This is a genomic window from Kangsaoukella pontilimi, from assembly GCF_009830125.1.
In the GTDB taxonomy this organism is placed as follows: domain Bacteria; phylum Pseudomonadota; class Alphaproteobacteria; order Rhodobacterales; family Rhodobacteraceae; genus Kangsaoukella; species Kangsaoukella pontilimi.
In genome coordinates this window covers 745638-760754 of sequence record NZ_WUPT01000002.1, presented here as the reverse complement: position 1 = coordinate 760754, position 15117 = coordinate 745638, and the positions used below count along the sequence as shown (strand labels likewise).

The 15117-nt window shown below is 63.8% G+C and carries 14 protein-coding genes; 3 read left to right on the top strand and 11 right to left on the bottom strand.

The window, feature by feature from the left end; translation table 11 throughout:
* The first annotated feature begins 41 nt into the window (after positions 1 to 41).
* Positions 42 to 2126, top strand: a complete 2085-nt coding sequence (locus tag GQ651_RS13270) for a dipeptide ABC transporter ATP-binding protein (RefSeq protein WP_160764722.1) — start codon at positions 42 to 44, stop codon at positions 2124 to 2126.
* Positions 2127 to 2135: 9 nt separating this feature from the next.
* On the opposite strand, the gene GQ651_RS13265 is transcribed toward GQ651_RS13270, so the two are convergent.
* On the bottom strand, positions 2136 to 3683 hold the full coding sequence (locus GQ651_RS13265) for a Ppx/GppA family phosphatase (protein WP_160764721.1): 1548 nt from the start codon (positions 3681 to 3683) through the stop codon (positions 2136 to 2138).
* Positions 3684 to 3815: 132 nt separating this feature from the next.
* Between GQ651_RS13265 and GQ651_RS13260 the strand changes: the two genes are divergently transcribed.
* Positions 3816 to 4433, top strand: a complete 618-nt coding sequence (locus GQ651_RS13260; protein ID WP_160764720.1) for a YitT family protein — start codon at positions 3816 to 3818, stop codon at positions 4431 to 4433.
* A gap of 3 nt (positions 4434 to 4436) precedes the next feature.
* Here GQ651_RS13260 and GQ651_RS13255 read toward each other — a convergent pair whose 3' ends face one another.
* The 5 genes from GQ651_RS13255 to scpA form a co-directional block, all read right to left on the bottom strand.
* Positions 4437 to 5426, bottom strand: a complete 990-nt coding sequence (locus tag GQ651_RS13255; protein WP_160764719.1) for an endonuclease/exonuclease/phosphatase family protein — start codon at positions 5424 to 5426, stop codon at positions 4437 to 4439.
* A 1-nt stretch (position 5427) separates the two neighbouring features.
* The gene (locus GQ651_RS13250) at positions 5428 to 6108 is read right to left on the bottom strand and encodes a molecular chaperone DjiA (RefSeq protein ID WP_160764718.1); all 681 of its coding nucleotides are present in this window, start codon (positions 6106 to 6108) and stop codon (positions 5428 to 5430) included.
* 77 nt (positions 6109 to 6185) lie between these two features.
* Positions 6186 to 6671, bottom strand: a complete 486-nt coding sequence (locus GQ651_RS18760) for a GNAT family N-acetyltransferase (RefSeq protein ID WP_406565466.1) — start codon at positions 6669 to 6671, stop codon at positions 6186 to 6188.
* Positions 6668 to 7291 carry a VOC family protein gene (locus GQ651_RS13240; RefSeq protein ID WP_160764716.1) on the bottom strand — a complete coding sequence of 208 codons (624 nt, stop codon included), beginning with the start codon at positions 7289 to 7291 and terminating at the stop codon, positions 6668 to 6670. The genes GQ651_RS18760 and GQ651_RS13240 overlap by 4 nt, the downstream gene beginning before the upstream one ends.
* 80 nt (positions 7292 to 7371) lie before the next feature.
* The gene (gene scpA, locus GQ651_RS13235; protein WP_319637460.1) at positions 7372 to 9498 is read right to left on the bottom strand and encodes a methylmalonyl-CoA mutase; all 2127 of its coding nucleotides are present in this window, start codon (positions 9496 to 9498) and stop codon (positions 7372 to 7374) included.
* A gap of 102 nt (positions 9499 to 9600) precedes the next feature.
* On the opposite strand from scpA, the gene GQ651_RS13230 reads away from it, so the two are divergent.
* On the top strand, positions 9601 to 10086 hold the full coding sequence (locus tag GQ651_RS13230) for a DUF4174 domain-containing protein (RefSeq protein WP_160764714.1): 486 nt from the start codon (positions 9601 to 9603) through the stop codon (positions 10084 to 10086).
* A 4-nt stretch (positions 10087 to 10090) separates the two neighbouring features.
* On the opposite strand, the gene GQ651_RS13225 is transcribed toward GQ651_RS13230, so the two are convergent.
* The 5 genes from GQ651_RS13225 to GQ651_RS13210 all read right to left on the bottom strand — a co-directional run bounded on the left by GQ651_RS13225 (position 10091) and on the right by GQ651_RS13210 (position 15075).
* Complete coding sequence (locus GQ651_RS13225) at positions 10091 to 12091, bottom strand: acetyl-CoA carboxylase biotin carboxylase subunit (RefSeq protein WP_160764713.1); 2001 nt, start codon at positions 12089 to 12091, stop codon at positions 10091 to 10093.
* Between the two features lie 96 nt (positions 12092 to 12187).
* On the bottom strand, positions 12188 to 12394 hold the full coding sequence (locus GQ651_RS13220; protein WP_160764712.1) for a hypothetical protein: 207 nt from the start codon (positions 12392 to 12394) through the stop codon (positions 12188 to 12190).
* A gap of 334 nt (positions 12395 to 12728) precedes the next feature.
* Positions 12729 to 13088: a hypothetical protein gene (locus GQ651_RS13215; RefSeq protein WP_160764711.1), complete on the bottom strand. Its 360-nt coding sequence runs from the start codon at positions 13086 to 13088 to the stop codon at positions 12729 to 12731.
* Between the two features lie 96 nt (positions 13089 to 13184).
* Positions 13185 to 13316, bottom strand: a complete 132-nt coding sequence (locus GQ651_RS18935; RefSeq protein ID WP_264464703.1) for a hypothetical protein — start codon at positions 13314 to 13316, stop codon at positions 13185 to 13187.
* Positions 13317 to 13542: 226 nt separating this feature from the next.
* Positions 13543 to 15075, bottom strand: coding sequence for an acyl-CoA carboxylase subunit beta (locus GQ651_RS13210; RefSeq protein WP_160764710.1), 1533 nt, complete (start codon positions 15073 to 15075; stop codon positions 13543 to 13545).
* Between the last annotated feature and the right edge of the window lie 42 nt (positions 15076 to 15117).

Sequence of the window (15117 nt, the reverse complement as noted above, 5' to 3'; positions counted from 1 at the left end):
CCGGTCGACGCCGAAGGCGGCGAAACCAGGAAGGGCAGACCATGAGAGACGAGAGTTACACCGGCCCGATCCTCGAAATCGAGAACCTCTCGATCAGCTTCTTCACGCGGCTGCGCGAAATCCCCGCCGTGATGGACTTCTCCTGCACCGTTCAGCCGGGCGAGGCGATGGGCCTCGTGGGCGAGTCGGGCTGCGGCAAGTCCACCGTGGCGCTCGGCGTCATGCAGGACCTCGGCGTCAACGGGCGGATCGTCGGTGGCAGTATCCGGTTCAAGGGCCGCGACCTCAATTCCATGTCCGCCGCCGAGCTTCGCGATATCCGCGGCTCGGAAATCGCGATGATCTACCAGGAACCCATGGCGTCCCTGAACCCCGCCATGCGGATCGGCAAGCAGCTCATGGAAGTGCCGATGATCCACGAGGGCGTGAGCGAAAAGGAAGCTTACGCACGCGCCCTCGAAGTCGTCACCGACGTCCGCCTGCCCGACCCCGAGCGGATGCTGAACAGTTTCCCGCACCAGCTCTCGGGCGGCCAGCAGCAGCGGATCGTCATCGCCATGGCGCTGATGTCGAAGCCGTCGCTCCTGATCCTCGACGAGCCCACCACCGCGCTCGACGTCACGGTCGAAGCGGCGGTTGTCCAACTGGTCAAGGACCTCGGCGAGAAATACGGCACGTCGATGCTGTTCATCAGCCACAATCTCGGGCTCGTCCTTGAGACCTGCGACCGCATCTGCGTGATGTATTCGGGCGAGGCGGTCGAGACCGGTTCGATCGAAGACGTTTTCGACCGGATGCGGCACCCCTATACGCAGGCGCTCTTCCGCTCGATCCCGCTGCCGGGCGCCGACAAGAACGCGCGCCCCCTCGTGGCCATTCCGGGCAACTTCCCCCTGCCGCATGAGCGACCACCCGGCTGCAATTTCGGTCCGCGCTGCGACTATTTCGAAGCGGAGCGCTGCGATGCCGGCGATATCCTCATGGCGCCCGTGTCCGGCGACGACCGCCACGGCACGCGCTGCCTGAAATTCGACGAGATCGACTGGGACGCGCCCATCGCGGCCAGCATCGCAACGGAAAAGACCGAGCCGGGTCAGGTGGTCCTGAAGACCGAGAAGCTCAAGAAATACTACGAGGTCGCGGCCAGCGCGCTGTTCGGCGGCGGCGCACACAAGGTGGTGAAGGCCAATGAGACGCTCAGCTTCGAGGCCCGCGAAAGCGAGACGCTGGCCATCGTGGGCGAGTCGGGCTGCGGCAAATCCACTTTCGCCAAGGTGCTGATGGGGCTGGAAACCGCCACCTCGGGCCGCATCCTTCTGGACAACAAAGAGATCCAAGACACTCCCATCGAGGAACGCGACACCAAGACCGTCTCGAACATCCAGATGGTGTTCCAGAACCCGTTCGACACGCTGAACCCGTCCATGACCGTGGGCCGGCAGATCATGCGCGCGCTCGAGATCTTCGGCGTCGGCCGGACCGAGGACGCGCGGCGCGAGCACATGCTCGAACTTCTCGACCTCGTGAAGCTGCCCCGTGAATTCGCCACGCGGATGCCGCGCCAGCTGTCCGGCGGGCAGAAACAGCGCGTCGGCATTGCCCGCGCCTTCGCCGGCGGCGCGCGGATCGTGATCGCGGACGAACCGGTTTCGGCTCTGGATGTCAGCGTTCAGGCGGCGGTCACGGACCTCTTGATGGAGATCCAGCGGAACGAGAAGACCACGCTTCTCTTCATCAGCCACGACCTTTCCATCGTGCGCTACCTCGCGGACCGCGTCATGGTCATGTATCTGGGCCACGTGGTGGAAATCGGCACGACCGATCAGGTCTTCGCGCCCCCCTACCACCCCTATACCGAGGCCCTTCTGTCAGCAGTGCCCATCGCGGATACCAAGGTAAAGAAGAAACACGTGGTTCTGGAGGGCGACATTCCGTCGGCCATGAACCCGCCGCCCGGTTGCCCGTTCCAGACGCGCTGCAACTGGAAATCGAAAGTGCCGGGGAACCGTTGCGAAACCGAGGTGCCGAAGATGGTCACCACGGCGGAAGGTCATCAGATCAAGTGCCACCTGAGCCGGGAAGAGCTGGACAGCATGGAGCCGGTGATTCAGATCGCCGCCGAGTGAGGCGGACGGTCAACGGCCTTTGACCGTGACCTGTACCTCGGGGCCGAGAGCCTGCGCCAGCGCGGTAAGCCGTGCCTCGGCCACTTCACCGAAGAGCGCACGTGTGCCGGGCGCGAGCTTCAGCTCCAGCCGCTCCTTCTTCGGGAAATACCGAAGTTTGCCCATGGTGTCGTCTTCCGACGCCGTCAGCATCGCGCCGAAACGAAGCGCCTTTCCCAGGACTTCGGCCCATCGAATATCCTCGGGTTCGAGCAGGTCGAACAGTGGCTCGAAGGGGGAGCCGTCGCGATTGTTCTTGTAACGGTGAAGAAGCGCCAGCCCGAGGAAGATACGTTCCTGATGGTTCATGCCGCCAAGATTGGCGCGTGTCACCGTGTCGAAACAGACCTCGTGCCGATAATCCGGATGCGCGCGCCAGCTTACGTCGTGAAGCAGGCAGGCCGCCTTGATAAGCCGTTTGGCAGGTGCGTTTCGGGCCCCGAAAAGCGGGCTGACGAAATCATAGAGACGCCGCCCGAAACCGGGGATGCGCGCGTCCTTCTGTTCGATGAAGCGGCAGGCCTCGACCAGCGGGTCGCGGTCGCGAAGGCGCTGAGGCATCTGCTCGTAAAGCATTCCCTCGCGGATACCGTAACTCGACACCGCGATCTCGCCCGGTTTGATCTGCTTGACCATCTCTTTCAGGACCAGCGACGCGAGCGGCACCAGCGACATCCGGCTTTCGCCCAGCCCGGTCCTGAGCCGAAGCTCTTCCAGATCGGCGTTCGCGATGTAGTCGACCGTCGCCAGAACGTCCTTCCGCGTCATCCGGTATTCGTGCAGGACCGCCAGGGGATAGCCGCGCCGGTCCATGTCGATGCGTGCGATAGCGCGCCACGACCCGCCCACGAGGAACAGGCGCTTGGGCTCGTTTCCGACCACGTCCACCAGCTTTTTGATCTCGGTACGGATATGGGCCTTTACGCCCTTCTTGCCGCCCGGAATGTTCTTGAGCCGCTGCGGGCCCAGCTTCGACGAAATGCGCTTTCCCACGCGCCCGTCGGCAAGCTGCGCCAGCTCCATGGACGAGCCACCGATATCGGACACCAGCCCCTTGGCACCGGGCCAGCCCAGAAGGACCCCCTGCGCCGAGAGCCGCGCCTCTTCCTCTCCATCGATAACCCAAAGGCGGAGGCCGGTCTCACGCCGTATTTCCTCCCTGAACGCAGGACCGTCCTCCGCCTCGCGCACGGCAGCTGTGGCCACAGCCGTCAACGGCGCGATTCCCATATTCTGTGCCAGTAGCTGAAAGCGCTTGATGGCAGACAGCGCGCGGGCCTTGCCCTCGGGGTTCAGCTTCCCCGTCTCGGCCATGCCGGCGCCGAGGCCGGCCATGACTTTCTCGTTGAAGAAGTACGCAGGGCTGCGCGCTGCGCCGTCGAAGATGACCAGACGCACCGAGTTCGAGCCGACATCGACCACGCCGATCCGCGACAGCGCGCGCGCCGACGGATCGTCGAACAAGGGCCGTCCGAATGGCCCCCAGTCTTCGGTCGCGGCATCGGAGCCAGCGTCCATGTTCCCCCCGCGTCAAGGTCCGCGCGAACCTTGCAATGGCGGGCCGGGGGCGTCAACGGGCGAAGCGACGCGGACGGCGGAGTCACGCAGAGAGCGTTGACGGATCGGCAAATAGGTCATAACTCATGACCCATGTTGCTGCTCGAAAAACCTCCCGCCGACCGCCATTCCTTTCTGGAGGATGTGCAGGGTATTCTTGTGGGCACGACCCTTGTGGCGCTGTCGATCCAGTTCCTGCGCGCCTCTGACCTGATCACAGGACAGATCGCCGGTCTGGCTCTGGTAACGACCTATGCCAGTGACTGGTCCTTCGGCCTCGTCTTTTTCCTGATGAACGTGCCGTTTTTTCTGTTGGGCCTGACCCGGATGGGCTGGCGCTTTGTCGCCAAGACGACGGTGGCGGTGGCGCTGATGTCGGTCATCGCCGATACGCTGCCCCTCGTTCTGACGATCAACGATATGCCCCCCGCCCTTGGCGCCGTCCTTGCGGGCATTCTCGCCGGAGTGGGCCTGATCTCGCTCTTCCGGCATGGCGCGACGCTTGGCGGCGTCGGCATCGTGGCGCTGATCCTTCAGGACACCAAAGACATCCCCGCCGGTTACACCCAGCTTGCCTTCGATCTTGTGGTCTTCACACTGGCGGTCTTTCTTTTTCCCTGGCCGGTGGTCGTCTGGTCGCTTCTGGGCGCAGTCGTGCTGAACACCATCATCGCGACGAACCACCGCCGCGACCGTTACATCGCCCGCTGAGGCTCAGGCGACCTCGATACTGACCGGGAAGTGGTCCGACGCGGTCAAAAGAGCCTCCTGCAACTCTGGCGTCCGGTAGCAGACCGGGTCATCGAACGGGTGCCATATGCGCCAATCCCCTGCCCGTCCGGCCAGATTGGGCGAGACCATGATGTAGTCGAGCAGCGTCTCCATGTAACGCTTCTGATCATCCATCCAGAACCGCGCGCTGGTTGGTCCGCCGCCGAAGGGGCTGTCGATGATGGCCTGTGCGTGAGGGTCGATGAGCCGTGTCTCGCCCTCGCCCCCGATCACGATCTCGACCCCGGATCGGCCAAAGAGCTTTTCGTATTCGTCCAGACCGGGGCCGTCGTTGAAGTCACCCATCACGATCACCTCGTCGCCCGCATCCAGATGGTCGTCCACCCGCTCTCTGAGCCAGATACATTGCGCCAGTTGCTTGCGGCGATTGTCGATGGCGACGCGCATGATGGCGTCGCGGCCATGGGCGCCGTGGGGGGCCTTGGACTTGGCATGGACGCCGATCAGGCGCAGGGGGCCGGTGGCGGTCTCGATGGCCAGTTCCAGAGGCGGCTTTGACCAGACGACCTTCTCGGGCGCGGCGTCGACATCGAGGTCGATCTTGTAGGCCTCGTCGAAGCGGGGGGCGCCCTTCGGGTCGTGTCGCGCGTCCATCGCGTCGGGGTCGTAGAGAAACGCGATCTCCTGCTGCGTCTCGTTGACGAAGCCCATGACGGCCTTCCGTGCCCGAAGCTCCATCCGGGCGGCGAAGTTTTCCAGTGCCGCGATCCCGTCCCGGCGGCGGTGACTGTCGGGCGCTTCGATGATCATCACTCCGTCGGCGTCGAGCGCGGAAAAGACGATGCCGAGCGCATCCAGTTGATCCCGCCGCCGCACGTCATGCCGCCCCGACCAGCCGCCGTCATCGCGGATTTTGCCGTCATCATCGAAGAGATGGGTGAACCATTCGACGTTGTAGGTGGCCAAGCGCATCTCAGGCGCGGCCTTCCGAGATGGTCTCCCACGCCCGGTTGATGGCGATCAGGCGCTTTTCGGCCAGCTTCACCGCCTCTTCCGGCACGCCCCGCGCCACCATGCGGTCGGGATGGGTGTCGCGAACCAGTTGCCGCCATGCCTTGCGCGCCTCATCGAGCGGCGCGTCAGGATCGACGCCGAGAACGTCCCAGGGATCGGGCTCGGCATCGGCCACGAAGCGGGTGCGGATGGCACGGAAATCGCGCTCGCTGAGGCCGAAGATCTCGGCCACCCGGTGCAGGAAGTCGTCCTCGTTCGGGTGGTATTCCCCATCGGCCAGGGCGATGTAGAAAAGCCCTTCCATCAGGTCGACCAGCACACTGTCCGAGGCGCCGAACATGCGCGCAATCCGGCCCGCATACTCCTCGAACCCGGCCACGTCGGTCCGCGCCATGTTGAAGATGCGGGCGGCGTTCGCCTCTTCGTCGCGCGGAATGTGGAAGACCTCGCGAAATGCGGTGACCTCGTCGCGGGTTACGAGACCATCCGCCTTGGCCATTTTCGCGCCGAGACCGATGACGGCGATGGTGAAACCGATGGTCCGCTCGGGCGGCGTGCGGAGCTTGTCGAAGACATCCGACAGGCTTTCGCCGGCGCGAAGCGCGGCAAGGGCATCGGCTATGCGGGACCAGACAGACATGGGGCGACCCTAGTCGGGCGCGCGCCGTTTCGGAACCCTTGGAAAACTCTTGAAAAGAGTTTTCGGCCGAACTCTTTTCAAGAGTTCGGGGCCAGCCATTTCCTGAGAAGCGTCAGGTCGAGCCATCGCCCGAACTTGAAGCCGACCTTTTCAAGGACTGCGACCTCTTCGAACCCGATGGCCTTGTGAAAGGCGAGGCCCTCGGGGTTTTCGCCCGAGACACCGGCCCAGAGAGAGCCCGCGCCCGCATCCCGCGCGTGGCGTTCCAGCGTGGCCATCAGCGCCCGTCCGGCGCCTTTGCCCTTTGCGTCAGGAGCCATGAGTATCGTGTGCTCCATCGTGCGGGCATAGCCCGGGCCGTTCCGAAACTGTCCGTAGGTGGCATATCCTATGACCCGGTCATCCGCCTCGGCCACCCAGAAGGGCTGCGCCTCGATCAGCGACCTGACCGCGTCGTCGCTGTATTCGTTTGGTTTGAAGCTGACCGTGGTGTGGCGGATGTAGTGATTCAGGATCAGGGCGACCTGGCCCGCGTCGTCGGGTGTGGCCGCCCGCACCGTCACGCCAGGATCCTGTTGCCCTCTGGGGTCGAAATCGTCGCGATCAGGCGTTTCTCCGGCCCCTCGCGCACGGCGACCTGCGGCAGGCGGTGAAGCGCGGGGAAGTCGGCCAGAAGATCGTTCGCGCGCGGATGAAACACGTCGAGCCGGCTGAGACGGAAGCCGTGGTCCGGCAGGCGCCGGGCCGGGTGCATTCCGCCGGACCATTCGATCAGCGCAGGCGACGCATCGTCATAGGGCAGCCGGCCGAATTCGGGCACGGCCATGGTCCAGCTCAGATCGCCCCGCGTCTGCGGCAGCTGCCGGCCCGAACCCGCGGGTGCGTTTTCCAGCGCCGCCCCGATATCGTCGGTCCGGCAAATCCAGTTCATCAGGCGCGGCGCGCCGTCGTAGGCGTCGAGATTGAACCAGCGACGATGCTCGGGCCTGGGCGCGTCGGGGTCGACGGCGATAACCTCGAGATAGACGTCATGGCCGAGCGAGAGCAGACGGTTATGTGTTCCCATCGCGGGATGCTTGCCGCCCGAAGACATCTCGGCGCCCAGCACCGCTTCGACGAAGGTCGTGCCTTCTTCCAGCGTGCGGGCCACGACCGCGAGGTGATCCAGTTCGAGCGTAAACATTGCTGCGATTTCTGGAATGTATCCAGAACCGTGGCAAGACGGAAAACACGCGGCAGGCGATTGCCTGCCGCAGGGTCAACCTATGCGCTGCGCGCCTCGCGGATCAGACGCAGGATGTCGGCGGCGGCCTCGGGGATATTCGTGCCGGGGCCGAAGATCGCCTTGACGCCCACCTTCTTCAGGAATTCGTAATCCTGCTGCGGGATCACGCCGCCGCAGATCACGATGATATCCCCCGCGTCCCGGTCCCGCAGCGCCTCGATCAGTTTGGGCGCAAGCGTCTTGTGCCCCGCCGCCTGGGACGAGATGCCGACCACGTGGACATCGTTGTCGATGGCGTCGTCGGCGGCCTCTTCCGGGGTCTGGAACAAGGGGCCCACATCCACGTCGAAGCCGATATCCGCGAAGGCAGTTGCGATCACCTTGGCACCCCGGTCGTGACCGTCCTGCCCCATCTTGACCACCAGCATCCGCGGACGCCGCCCCTCTTCCTCGGCAAAGGTCTCGACGTCCTTCTGGATCGCGGCGAAGCCTTCATCGCCCTCGTAGGCGGCACCATAGACACCGGCAAGCGTCTTTACCTCGGCGCGATGACGGCCGAAGACCTTTTCCATGGCCATGCTGATCTCTCCTACGGTTGCACGTGCGCGCGCCGCCTCGACGGCGGCGGCCAAGAGGTTGCCGCCCTCGCGCGCGGCCTGCTCGACGCCGTCGAGCGCCGCGTCGCAGGCGGCCTGATCGCGGCTGGCGCGGGTTTTCTCGATCCGCGCGATCTGGCTGGCGCGGACCTTGTCATTGTCGATGTCGAGAATGTCGATCGGGTCTTCCTTGTCCTTGCGGTACTTGTTAACGCCGACGATCACCTCTTCGCCCCGGTCGATCATGGCCTGCCGTCGCGCGGCGCTTTCCTCGATGCGAAGCTTGGGCATCCCCGACGCCACGGCCTTGGTCATGCCGCCCATCTGGTCGACCTCTTCGATCAGCTCCCACGCCTTTTCCGCCAGTTCCGCCGTCAGGCTCTCGACGTAGTAGGACCCGGCAAGCGGATCGACAACGTTTGTGACGCCGGTCTCTTCCTGAAGGATCAGCTGGGTATTCCGCGCGATCCGCGCCGAGAAATCGGTGGGCAGCGCGATGGCCTCGTCGAGCGCGTTGGTGTGGAGCGACTGCGTGCCGCCCAGAACCGCGCTCATCGCCTCATAGGCCGTGCGGACCACGTTGTTGTAGGGGTCCTGCTCCTGAAGCGAGACGCCGGAGGTCTGGCAGTGGGTGCGGAGCATCTTCGAGCGCGGGTTCTTCGGCTCGAACTCGTCCATGATCCGGCTCCAGAGAAGCCGCGCGGCGCGAAGCTTGGCCGCCTCCATGAAGAAATTCATGCCGATGGCGAAGAAGAAGCTGAGGCGCCCCGCGAAGCGGTCGACATCCATGCCGCGCGCGATGGCGGCGCGGACGTATTCCCGGCCGTCGGCGAGGGTGAAGGCAAGTTCCTGCACGAGGTTCGCGCCAGCCTCCTGCATGTGGTAGCCCGAGATCGAGATCGAGTTGAACTTGGGCATGTGGTCGGAGGTGTATTCGATGATATCGGCCACGATCCGCATCGAGGGTTCGGGCGGATAGACATAGGTGTTCCGCACCATGAACTCTTTCAGAATGTCGTTCTGGATGGTGCCGGACAACAGCGCCTGATCATGGCCCTGTTCCTCGCCCGTCACGATGAAGCTGGCGAGGATCGGGATTACCGCGCCGTTCATCGTCATCGAGACCGAGACCTGATCGAGCGGGATGCCGTCGAAGAGGATCTTCATGTCCTCGACGCTGTCTATGGCGACCCCCGCCTTGCCGACATCGCCCAGAACGCGCGGGTGGTCGCTGTCATAGCCGCGGTGCGTGGCGAGGTCGAAGGCGACCGAGACGCCCTGCTGTCCGGCGGCGAGCGCGCGACGGTAAAAAGCGTTCGATTCCTCGGCGGTCGAGAAACCCGCGTATTGCCGGATGGTCCACGGGCGGCCCGCATACATCGTCGCCTTGACGCCCCGCGTGAAGGGCGCGGCGCCGGGTGTCGAGCCCAGATGGTCGAGCCCTTCCAGATCGTCCTCGGTATAGAGCGGTTTGACCCTGATCCCCTCCAGCGTCTCCCATGTGAGGTCGTCGATGGCGCGTCCCCGAAGCTCTTTCTCAGCGAGCGACTTCCAATCGGTCATGCGGATATCTCCCAGGCGTGGAGGTTTCTGGTGAAAAGACCGTGACCGGACGTCATTGGTCTTAAGTTTCCGGCCGGGCGGCCTATATTGAATAGCGATGGAGGAACGATGTTTCTGACCAACGCTCTGAAAAGACTAACGCTTGCTGCTCTTGTCGCGCTGCCATTTGCGGCCGGCGCGACCGATGGCACGGCGACGGATTCCGCCGCCGACATCTGGGGGGCGGACCGCGCGCGCATCTTCGATGCCAGCGAGGTGACGCTTGACGAGTTCAAGTGGATCGCCCGGCCCGTGATCGTCTTCGCCGACACCGCAGCCGACCCTGCCTTCAGCCAGCAGATCGAGCTTTTGACCCAGCGGATGGACGAACTGATCGCGCGTGATGTGGTGATCATCACCGACACCTCGCCCGACGACCGCTCGGAATTGCGCCGCAAACTCCGTCCGCGCGGCTTCATGCTGACGCTGATCGGCAAGGATGGCGGTGTGAAGCTGAGAAAACCCTTCCCCTGGGACGTGCGCGAAATCAGCCGGTCCATCGACAAAATGCCGATGCGCCAGCAGGAAATCCGCGACGCCAAGCGGGGGCGGTAAGGCATCACTCGAACTCCATGATCACGTCGTCAACGGCGAGGCTGTCGCCCGGACCGGCGTTGATCTTGGACACTTTGCCCTTTTTCTCGGCGCGCAGGATGTTTTCCATCTTCATCGCCTCGATGGTGCAAAGCGCCTGACCTTCCTGCACCTCCTGCCCCTCTTCCACGTCGATCTTCACGACGAGGCCCGGCATCGGGCAGAGGAGCATCTTGGACGTGTCGGGCGCGATCTTTTCCGGCATCAGTGCGGCCAGCTCGGCCTGACGGGGGGACATGACTCGCACGGTGACGTCGGCGCCGCGATAGCGGATGCGGAAGCCGCCGGTGCGCTTGTCGGTCTTCAGGATCAGTGTCTCACCGCCCACTGACAGCACCGCGAGCGACTGCCCCGGAACCCAGTCGCTTTCGACGCGAAGGATCGCGCCGTCGGCAAAGCGCACATCTGCCCCCTTGGGGTCGGCGGCGATGGTAACGGCGAACTGCGCGTCATCGACGCTGACCACCCAGTCGGTTCCGACGCGGCGCTCGTGGTTGCCCATACGGCCCGTGACGCGGGTGCGCCGGATCTCGGCGACGCGGTGCATGGCCACGGTCGCGGCAGCGATCCGGCGGAGCGCGGTATCGTCCAGCGTAACGCCTTCGAAGCCGTCAGGGTATTCTTCCGCGATAAAGGCGGTGGTCATGTCGCCCGAGATGAACTTCGGGTGATCCATGACGGCGGCGAGGAACGGGATATTGTGCCCGATCCCTTCCAGCTCGAAACTGTCGAGGGCGTTCCGCATGACCTCGATCGCATCCGTCCGCGTCGGCGCCCATGTGCAGAGCTTGGCGATCATCGGATCGTAGAACATCGAGATCTCGCCGCCCTCGTAGACGCCGGTATCGTTCCGGACGATCCCGTCCGCGCCTCGCGCCTCGGCGGGTGGGCGGTAGCGGGTCAGGCGGCCAATCGACGGCAGGAAGCCGCGATAGGGGTCCTCGGCATAAACGCGGTTCTCGATGGCCCAGCCGTTGATGCCGATATCCGCCTGCGTCAGCGACAGTTTCTCGCCCGCCGCCACGCGGATCATCTGTTCGACCAGGTCGACGCCGGTGATCAGTTCGGTCACCGGATGCTCGACCTGAAGGCGGGTGTTCATCTCGAGGAAGTAGAAATTCTTGTCCCCGTCCACGATGAATTCGACCGTGCCGGCGCTGGCATAGTCCACGGCGGCGGCCAGCGCACAGGCCTGCTCGCCCATTGCCTTCCGCGTCTCGGCGTCAAGGAAGGGCGACGGCGCCTCTTCGACAACCTTCTGGTTCCGGCGCTGGATCGAGCATTCGCGCTCGTTCAGGTAGATCGTGTTGCCGTGAGTGTCGGCCAGCACCTGAATCTCGATATGGCGCGGCTGGGTCACGAATTTCTCGATGAAGATGCGGTCGTCCCCGAAGGACGACGCGGCCTCGTTCTTGGACGACTGGAAGCCCTCGCGCGCCTCGTCATCGTTCCAGGCGATGCGCATTCCCTTGCCGCCGCCGCCGGCGCTGGCCTTGATCATCACGGGATAGCCGATCTCGTGGCTGATCTTCACCGCCTCGTCGGCATCCTCGATCAGGCCCATGTAGCCCGGTACGGTCGAGACGCCGGCTTCTGCGGCGAGTTTCTTCGACGTGATCTTGTCGCCCATCGCTTCGATGGCACCCACGGGCGGGCCGATGAAGGCGACGCCCTCTTTCTCAAGCGCGGCGGCGAATTTCGGATTCTCGGACAGGAAGCCATAGCCCGGATGCACCGCCTCGGCGCCGGTCTGGCGGATCGCCTCCATGATCTTGTCGATCACGATGTAGGACTGGTTCGCGGGCGGCGGGCCGATATGGACGGCCTCGTCAGCCATCTTGACGTGCAGCGCGTTCGCGTCGGCGTCTGAATAGACCGCGACGGTGGCGATCCCCATCTTGCGGGCGGTCTTGATGACACGGCAGGCGATCTCGCCCCGGTTCGCGATCAGGATTTTCTTGAACATGTCTGTCCCCGTTGGATGGTGCGCATACGAAAAACGGCACGGGCCGGGGCCCGCGCCGTTTCCGCGCGTTCTGGTCTGTGTGCTGTCAGTGCCGCCTTAGCGGCAGAGCTGAGGCGTGAGGTCGTCGCAGAAGACGCCGGCTGCGCCGCCGACGGCCGCGCCGGTGACCGCGTTGCCGCCGGTAAGCTCAGCGCCGACGGCACCGATGGCTGCGCCCGAGACGCCGCGTTCGAGGTCGTTATCGCCGCAGGCGGCAAGGCCGAGGGTTGCGACGATTGCGAGAAGGGTGAGGGGTTTGCCCATATTGATCTGCCTTTGTGTTGGTCAATCTGCCCGGAATGAACGACACATTTCGCGTTGTTATGCCATGACACAAGGCCGATTCCGCGCCGGATCGCGCGATCGGCGAACCATCGCCCAGAGAAAGGACCGAGCGGACCGGCACAAGGGGGAGCGCCGGTCCACCCGGAAGGGGAAGGGTAACGGTTATGACTTTCACGGGCGCCAAAACTGCAACTGCTGGAGGGGAGCGCCCTGCCCTGAACTGTGCCGCAATCTTTCGTATGGGCAAAGCACGGATGCCAGACGCGGTCGCTTTGGGCGGCGACTCGCTGAATTCCGGAGGAGACAGGCAGAATCATGCCGTCCACGTCCCGTCGAAGGCGTCGGGGAACGAGACTTGCGCTCGGTCCACGTCGATCCTGAGGAGCGCGTCATAGCTTTCGGGGTCGAACGGGTCTTCTGCGGGCACGACCTCGCGCCCGAAAAGCCAGGACAGGCGCCCCGCATCAAGATTGCCGCGCTCGAAGGTCTCGTCCCCGAAATAGTCCCAGAGACAGGCCATGAAGGCAGCATCGGCCCGCTTGTCCGCCGGTTTGCGGTCGGCATGGCGTTCGCGCCGCTTGAGCGGTGTAACCCCCTTGGGGTTCGCGCGACGGATGGTGAATTGGAAATCGGTTCCGGGGAAACGGCCGGGAAAGCCTTTGTGTTTCAGCATGACGGGGCCCCCGGATACGGCCGCGCGTCACTTCCCCCTCTGAAGAGGGAGAGGGTCTGACCCCCCCGCGAGGGAGAGGTCAGACCACAAGATGTATTACATCTTGTCCATGGTGGGCTCAGCCATGATCGGCTCGGGCTCGACAACCACGACTTCTTCCTGCTGGGCGCAGGCGGTGACGAGGGTGAGGAGGGAAAGCGCGATGAGCGACTTGATGGTGGTGGACATAACTGTCTCCTTCGATCTGTAGCGACTGCATTCTCAGCACAGTCGACCGCAACTAGGTTTTCAGCCGGTTGGCCGGCTTCCGCCAACTTATCCGACCGGGACGCAAAGAAAAATTTATCCCCTTCGCGCTGAGCGGATATTTGCTGAATAGCGGCAGAGACGCAACCATGTGTCATTTCGCGACCAATGTTTTCAGATCTCTCGGGAATGTGGCGGAAGTGCATCATCAGAGCGGGATGTTGTCGTGCTTTTTCCACGGATTGCTCAGTTTCTTGCCCCTGAGCGACGCGAAAGCGCGGCAGACACGTCGGCGCGTCGAGTGGGGCAGGATCACCTCGTCGATGAAGCCGCGTTCCGCTGCACGGAACGGATTTGCGAAGTTTTTCTCATATTCCGCGGTGCGCTCGGCGATCTTCTCGGGGTCGCCCAGCTCGGAGCGATAGAGAATTTCAGTCGCGCCCTTGGCCCCCATCACCGCAATCTGAGCGGTAGGCCAGGCATAATTGAAGTCGCCGCGCAAATGCTTGGACGCCATCACGTCATAGGCCCCGCCATAGGCTTTTCGGGTAATCACGGTCACTTTCGGGACCGTCGCCTCGCCATAAGCGAAGAGCAGTTTTGCGCCATGCTTGATGACGCCGCCGTATTCCTGACTAGTTCCCGGCAGGAATCCGGGCACATCGACCAGCGTCAGGATCGGAATTTCGAACGCGTCGCAGAATCGGACGAAGCGCGCGGCCTTCCGGCTCGAATCAATATCGAGCACACCGGCCAGCACGAGCGGCTGGTTCGCCACCACGCCGACGGTCGACCCTTCGAGCCGGACGAACCCCGTGATGATGTTCGCGGCGAAGTCTTCTTGGATCTCGTAGAAGTCGCCCTCGTCCGCGATTTTGTGGATCAGCTCCTTCATGTCATAGGGCTGGTTGGGATTCGTGGGTATGAGCGTGTCGAGGCTTTCTTCCACGCGGGCCGGGTCATCGAAGAAGGGCCGCGTCGGCGGGGCCGTGCGGTTTGACAGCGGCAGGAAGTCGAACAGGCGGCGAATCTCGATCAGAGCCTCGACATCGTTCTCGAAGGCACCGTCCGCGACCGAACTCTTCTTCGTGTGAGTCGATGCGCCGCCCAGTTCTTCGGCGGTAACGACTTCGTTCGTGACTGTCTTCACGACGTCTGGACCGGTGACGAACATGTAGGACGTGTCTTTCACCATGAAGATGAAGTCGGTCATGGCGGGCGAATAGACGGCGCCGCCCGCGCAGGGCCCCATGATCACGCTGATCTGCGGCACCACGCCCGAGGCCATGATGTTGCGCTGGAACACTTCGGCATAGCCGGCGAGCGAGGCCACGCCTTCCTGAATGCGGGCGCCGCCCGAGTCGTTGATGCCGATGACCGGCGCGCCGTTCTGCATCGCCATATCCATGATCTTGCAGATCTTCTGGGCGTGGGTTTCCGACAGCGATCCGCCGAAAACCGTGAAGTCCTGGGAAAAGACATAGACCTGCCGGCCATTGATCGTGCCCCAGCCCGTCACGACGCCGTCGCCCGCAGGCTTGGTCGCCGCCATGTTGAAATCGGTCGTGCGGTGGGTAACGAACATGTCGAATTCCTCGAACGAGCCGTCATCGAGCAGAAGCTCGATCCGCTCGCGCGCGGTCAGCTTGCCCTTGGCGTGATGCGCCTCGATCCGGGCCTCGCCGCCGCCAAGGCGGGCATTCGCCCGGCGGGCTTCCAGTTCGCTCAGAATATCGGACATGATTGCGCCTCCCTCTTCATTGATCCGACCTAACGGGGGCTG

Coding starts and splice junctions, on each gene's coding strand:
- GQ651_RS13225 (WP_160764713.1), bottom strand. CDS start 12,091: ATGTTCAAGAAAATCCTGATCGCGAACCGGGGCGAGATCGCCTGCCGT.
- GQ651_RS18935 (WP_264464703.1), bottom strand. CDS start 13,316: ATGTCCACCACCATCAAGTCGCTCATCGCGCTTTCCCTCCTCACCCTC.
- GQ651_RS13215 (WP_160764711.1), bottom strand. CDS start 13,088: ATGCTGAAACACAAAGGCTTTCCCGGCCGTTTCCCCGGAACCGATTTC.
- GQ651_RS13220 (WP_160764712.1), bottom strand. CDS start 12,394: ATGGGCAAACCCCTCACCCTTCTCGCAATCGTCGCAACCCTCGGCCTT.
- GQ651_RS13260 (WP_160764720.1), top strand. CDS start 3,816: ATGTTGCTGCTCGAAAAACCTCCCGCCGACCGCCATTCCTTTCTGGAG.
- GQ651_RS13265 (WP_160764721.1), bottom strand. CDS start 3,683: ATGGACGCTGGCTCCGATGCCGCGACCGAAGACTGGGGGCCATTCGGA.
- GQ651_RS13230 (WP_160764714.1), top strand. CDS start 9,601: ATGTTTCTGACCAACGCTCTGAAAAGACTAACGCTTGCTGCTCTTGTC.
- GQ651_RS13210 (WP_160764710.1), bottom strand. CDS start 15,075: ATGTCCGATATTCTGAGCGAACTGGAAGCCCGCCGGGCGAATGCCCGC.
- GQ651_RS13240 (WP_160764716.1), bottom strand. CDS start 7,291: ATGTTTACGCTCGAACTGGATCACCTCGCGGTCGTGGCCCGCACGCTG.
- GQ651_RS13255 (WP_160764719.1), bottom strand. CDS start 5,426: ATGCGCTTGGCCACCTACAACGTCGAATGGTTCACCCATCTCTTCGAT.
- GQ651_RS13250 (WP_160764718.1), bottom strand. CDS start 6,108: ATGTCTGTCTGGTCCCGCATAGCCGATGCCCTTGCCGCGCTTCGCGCC.
- GQ651_RS13270 (WP_160764722.1), top strand. CDS start 42: ATGAGAGACGAGAGTTACACCGGCCCGATCCTCGAAATCGAGAACCTC.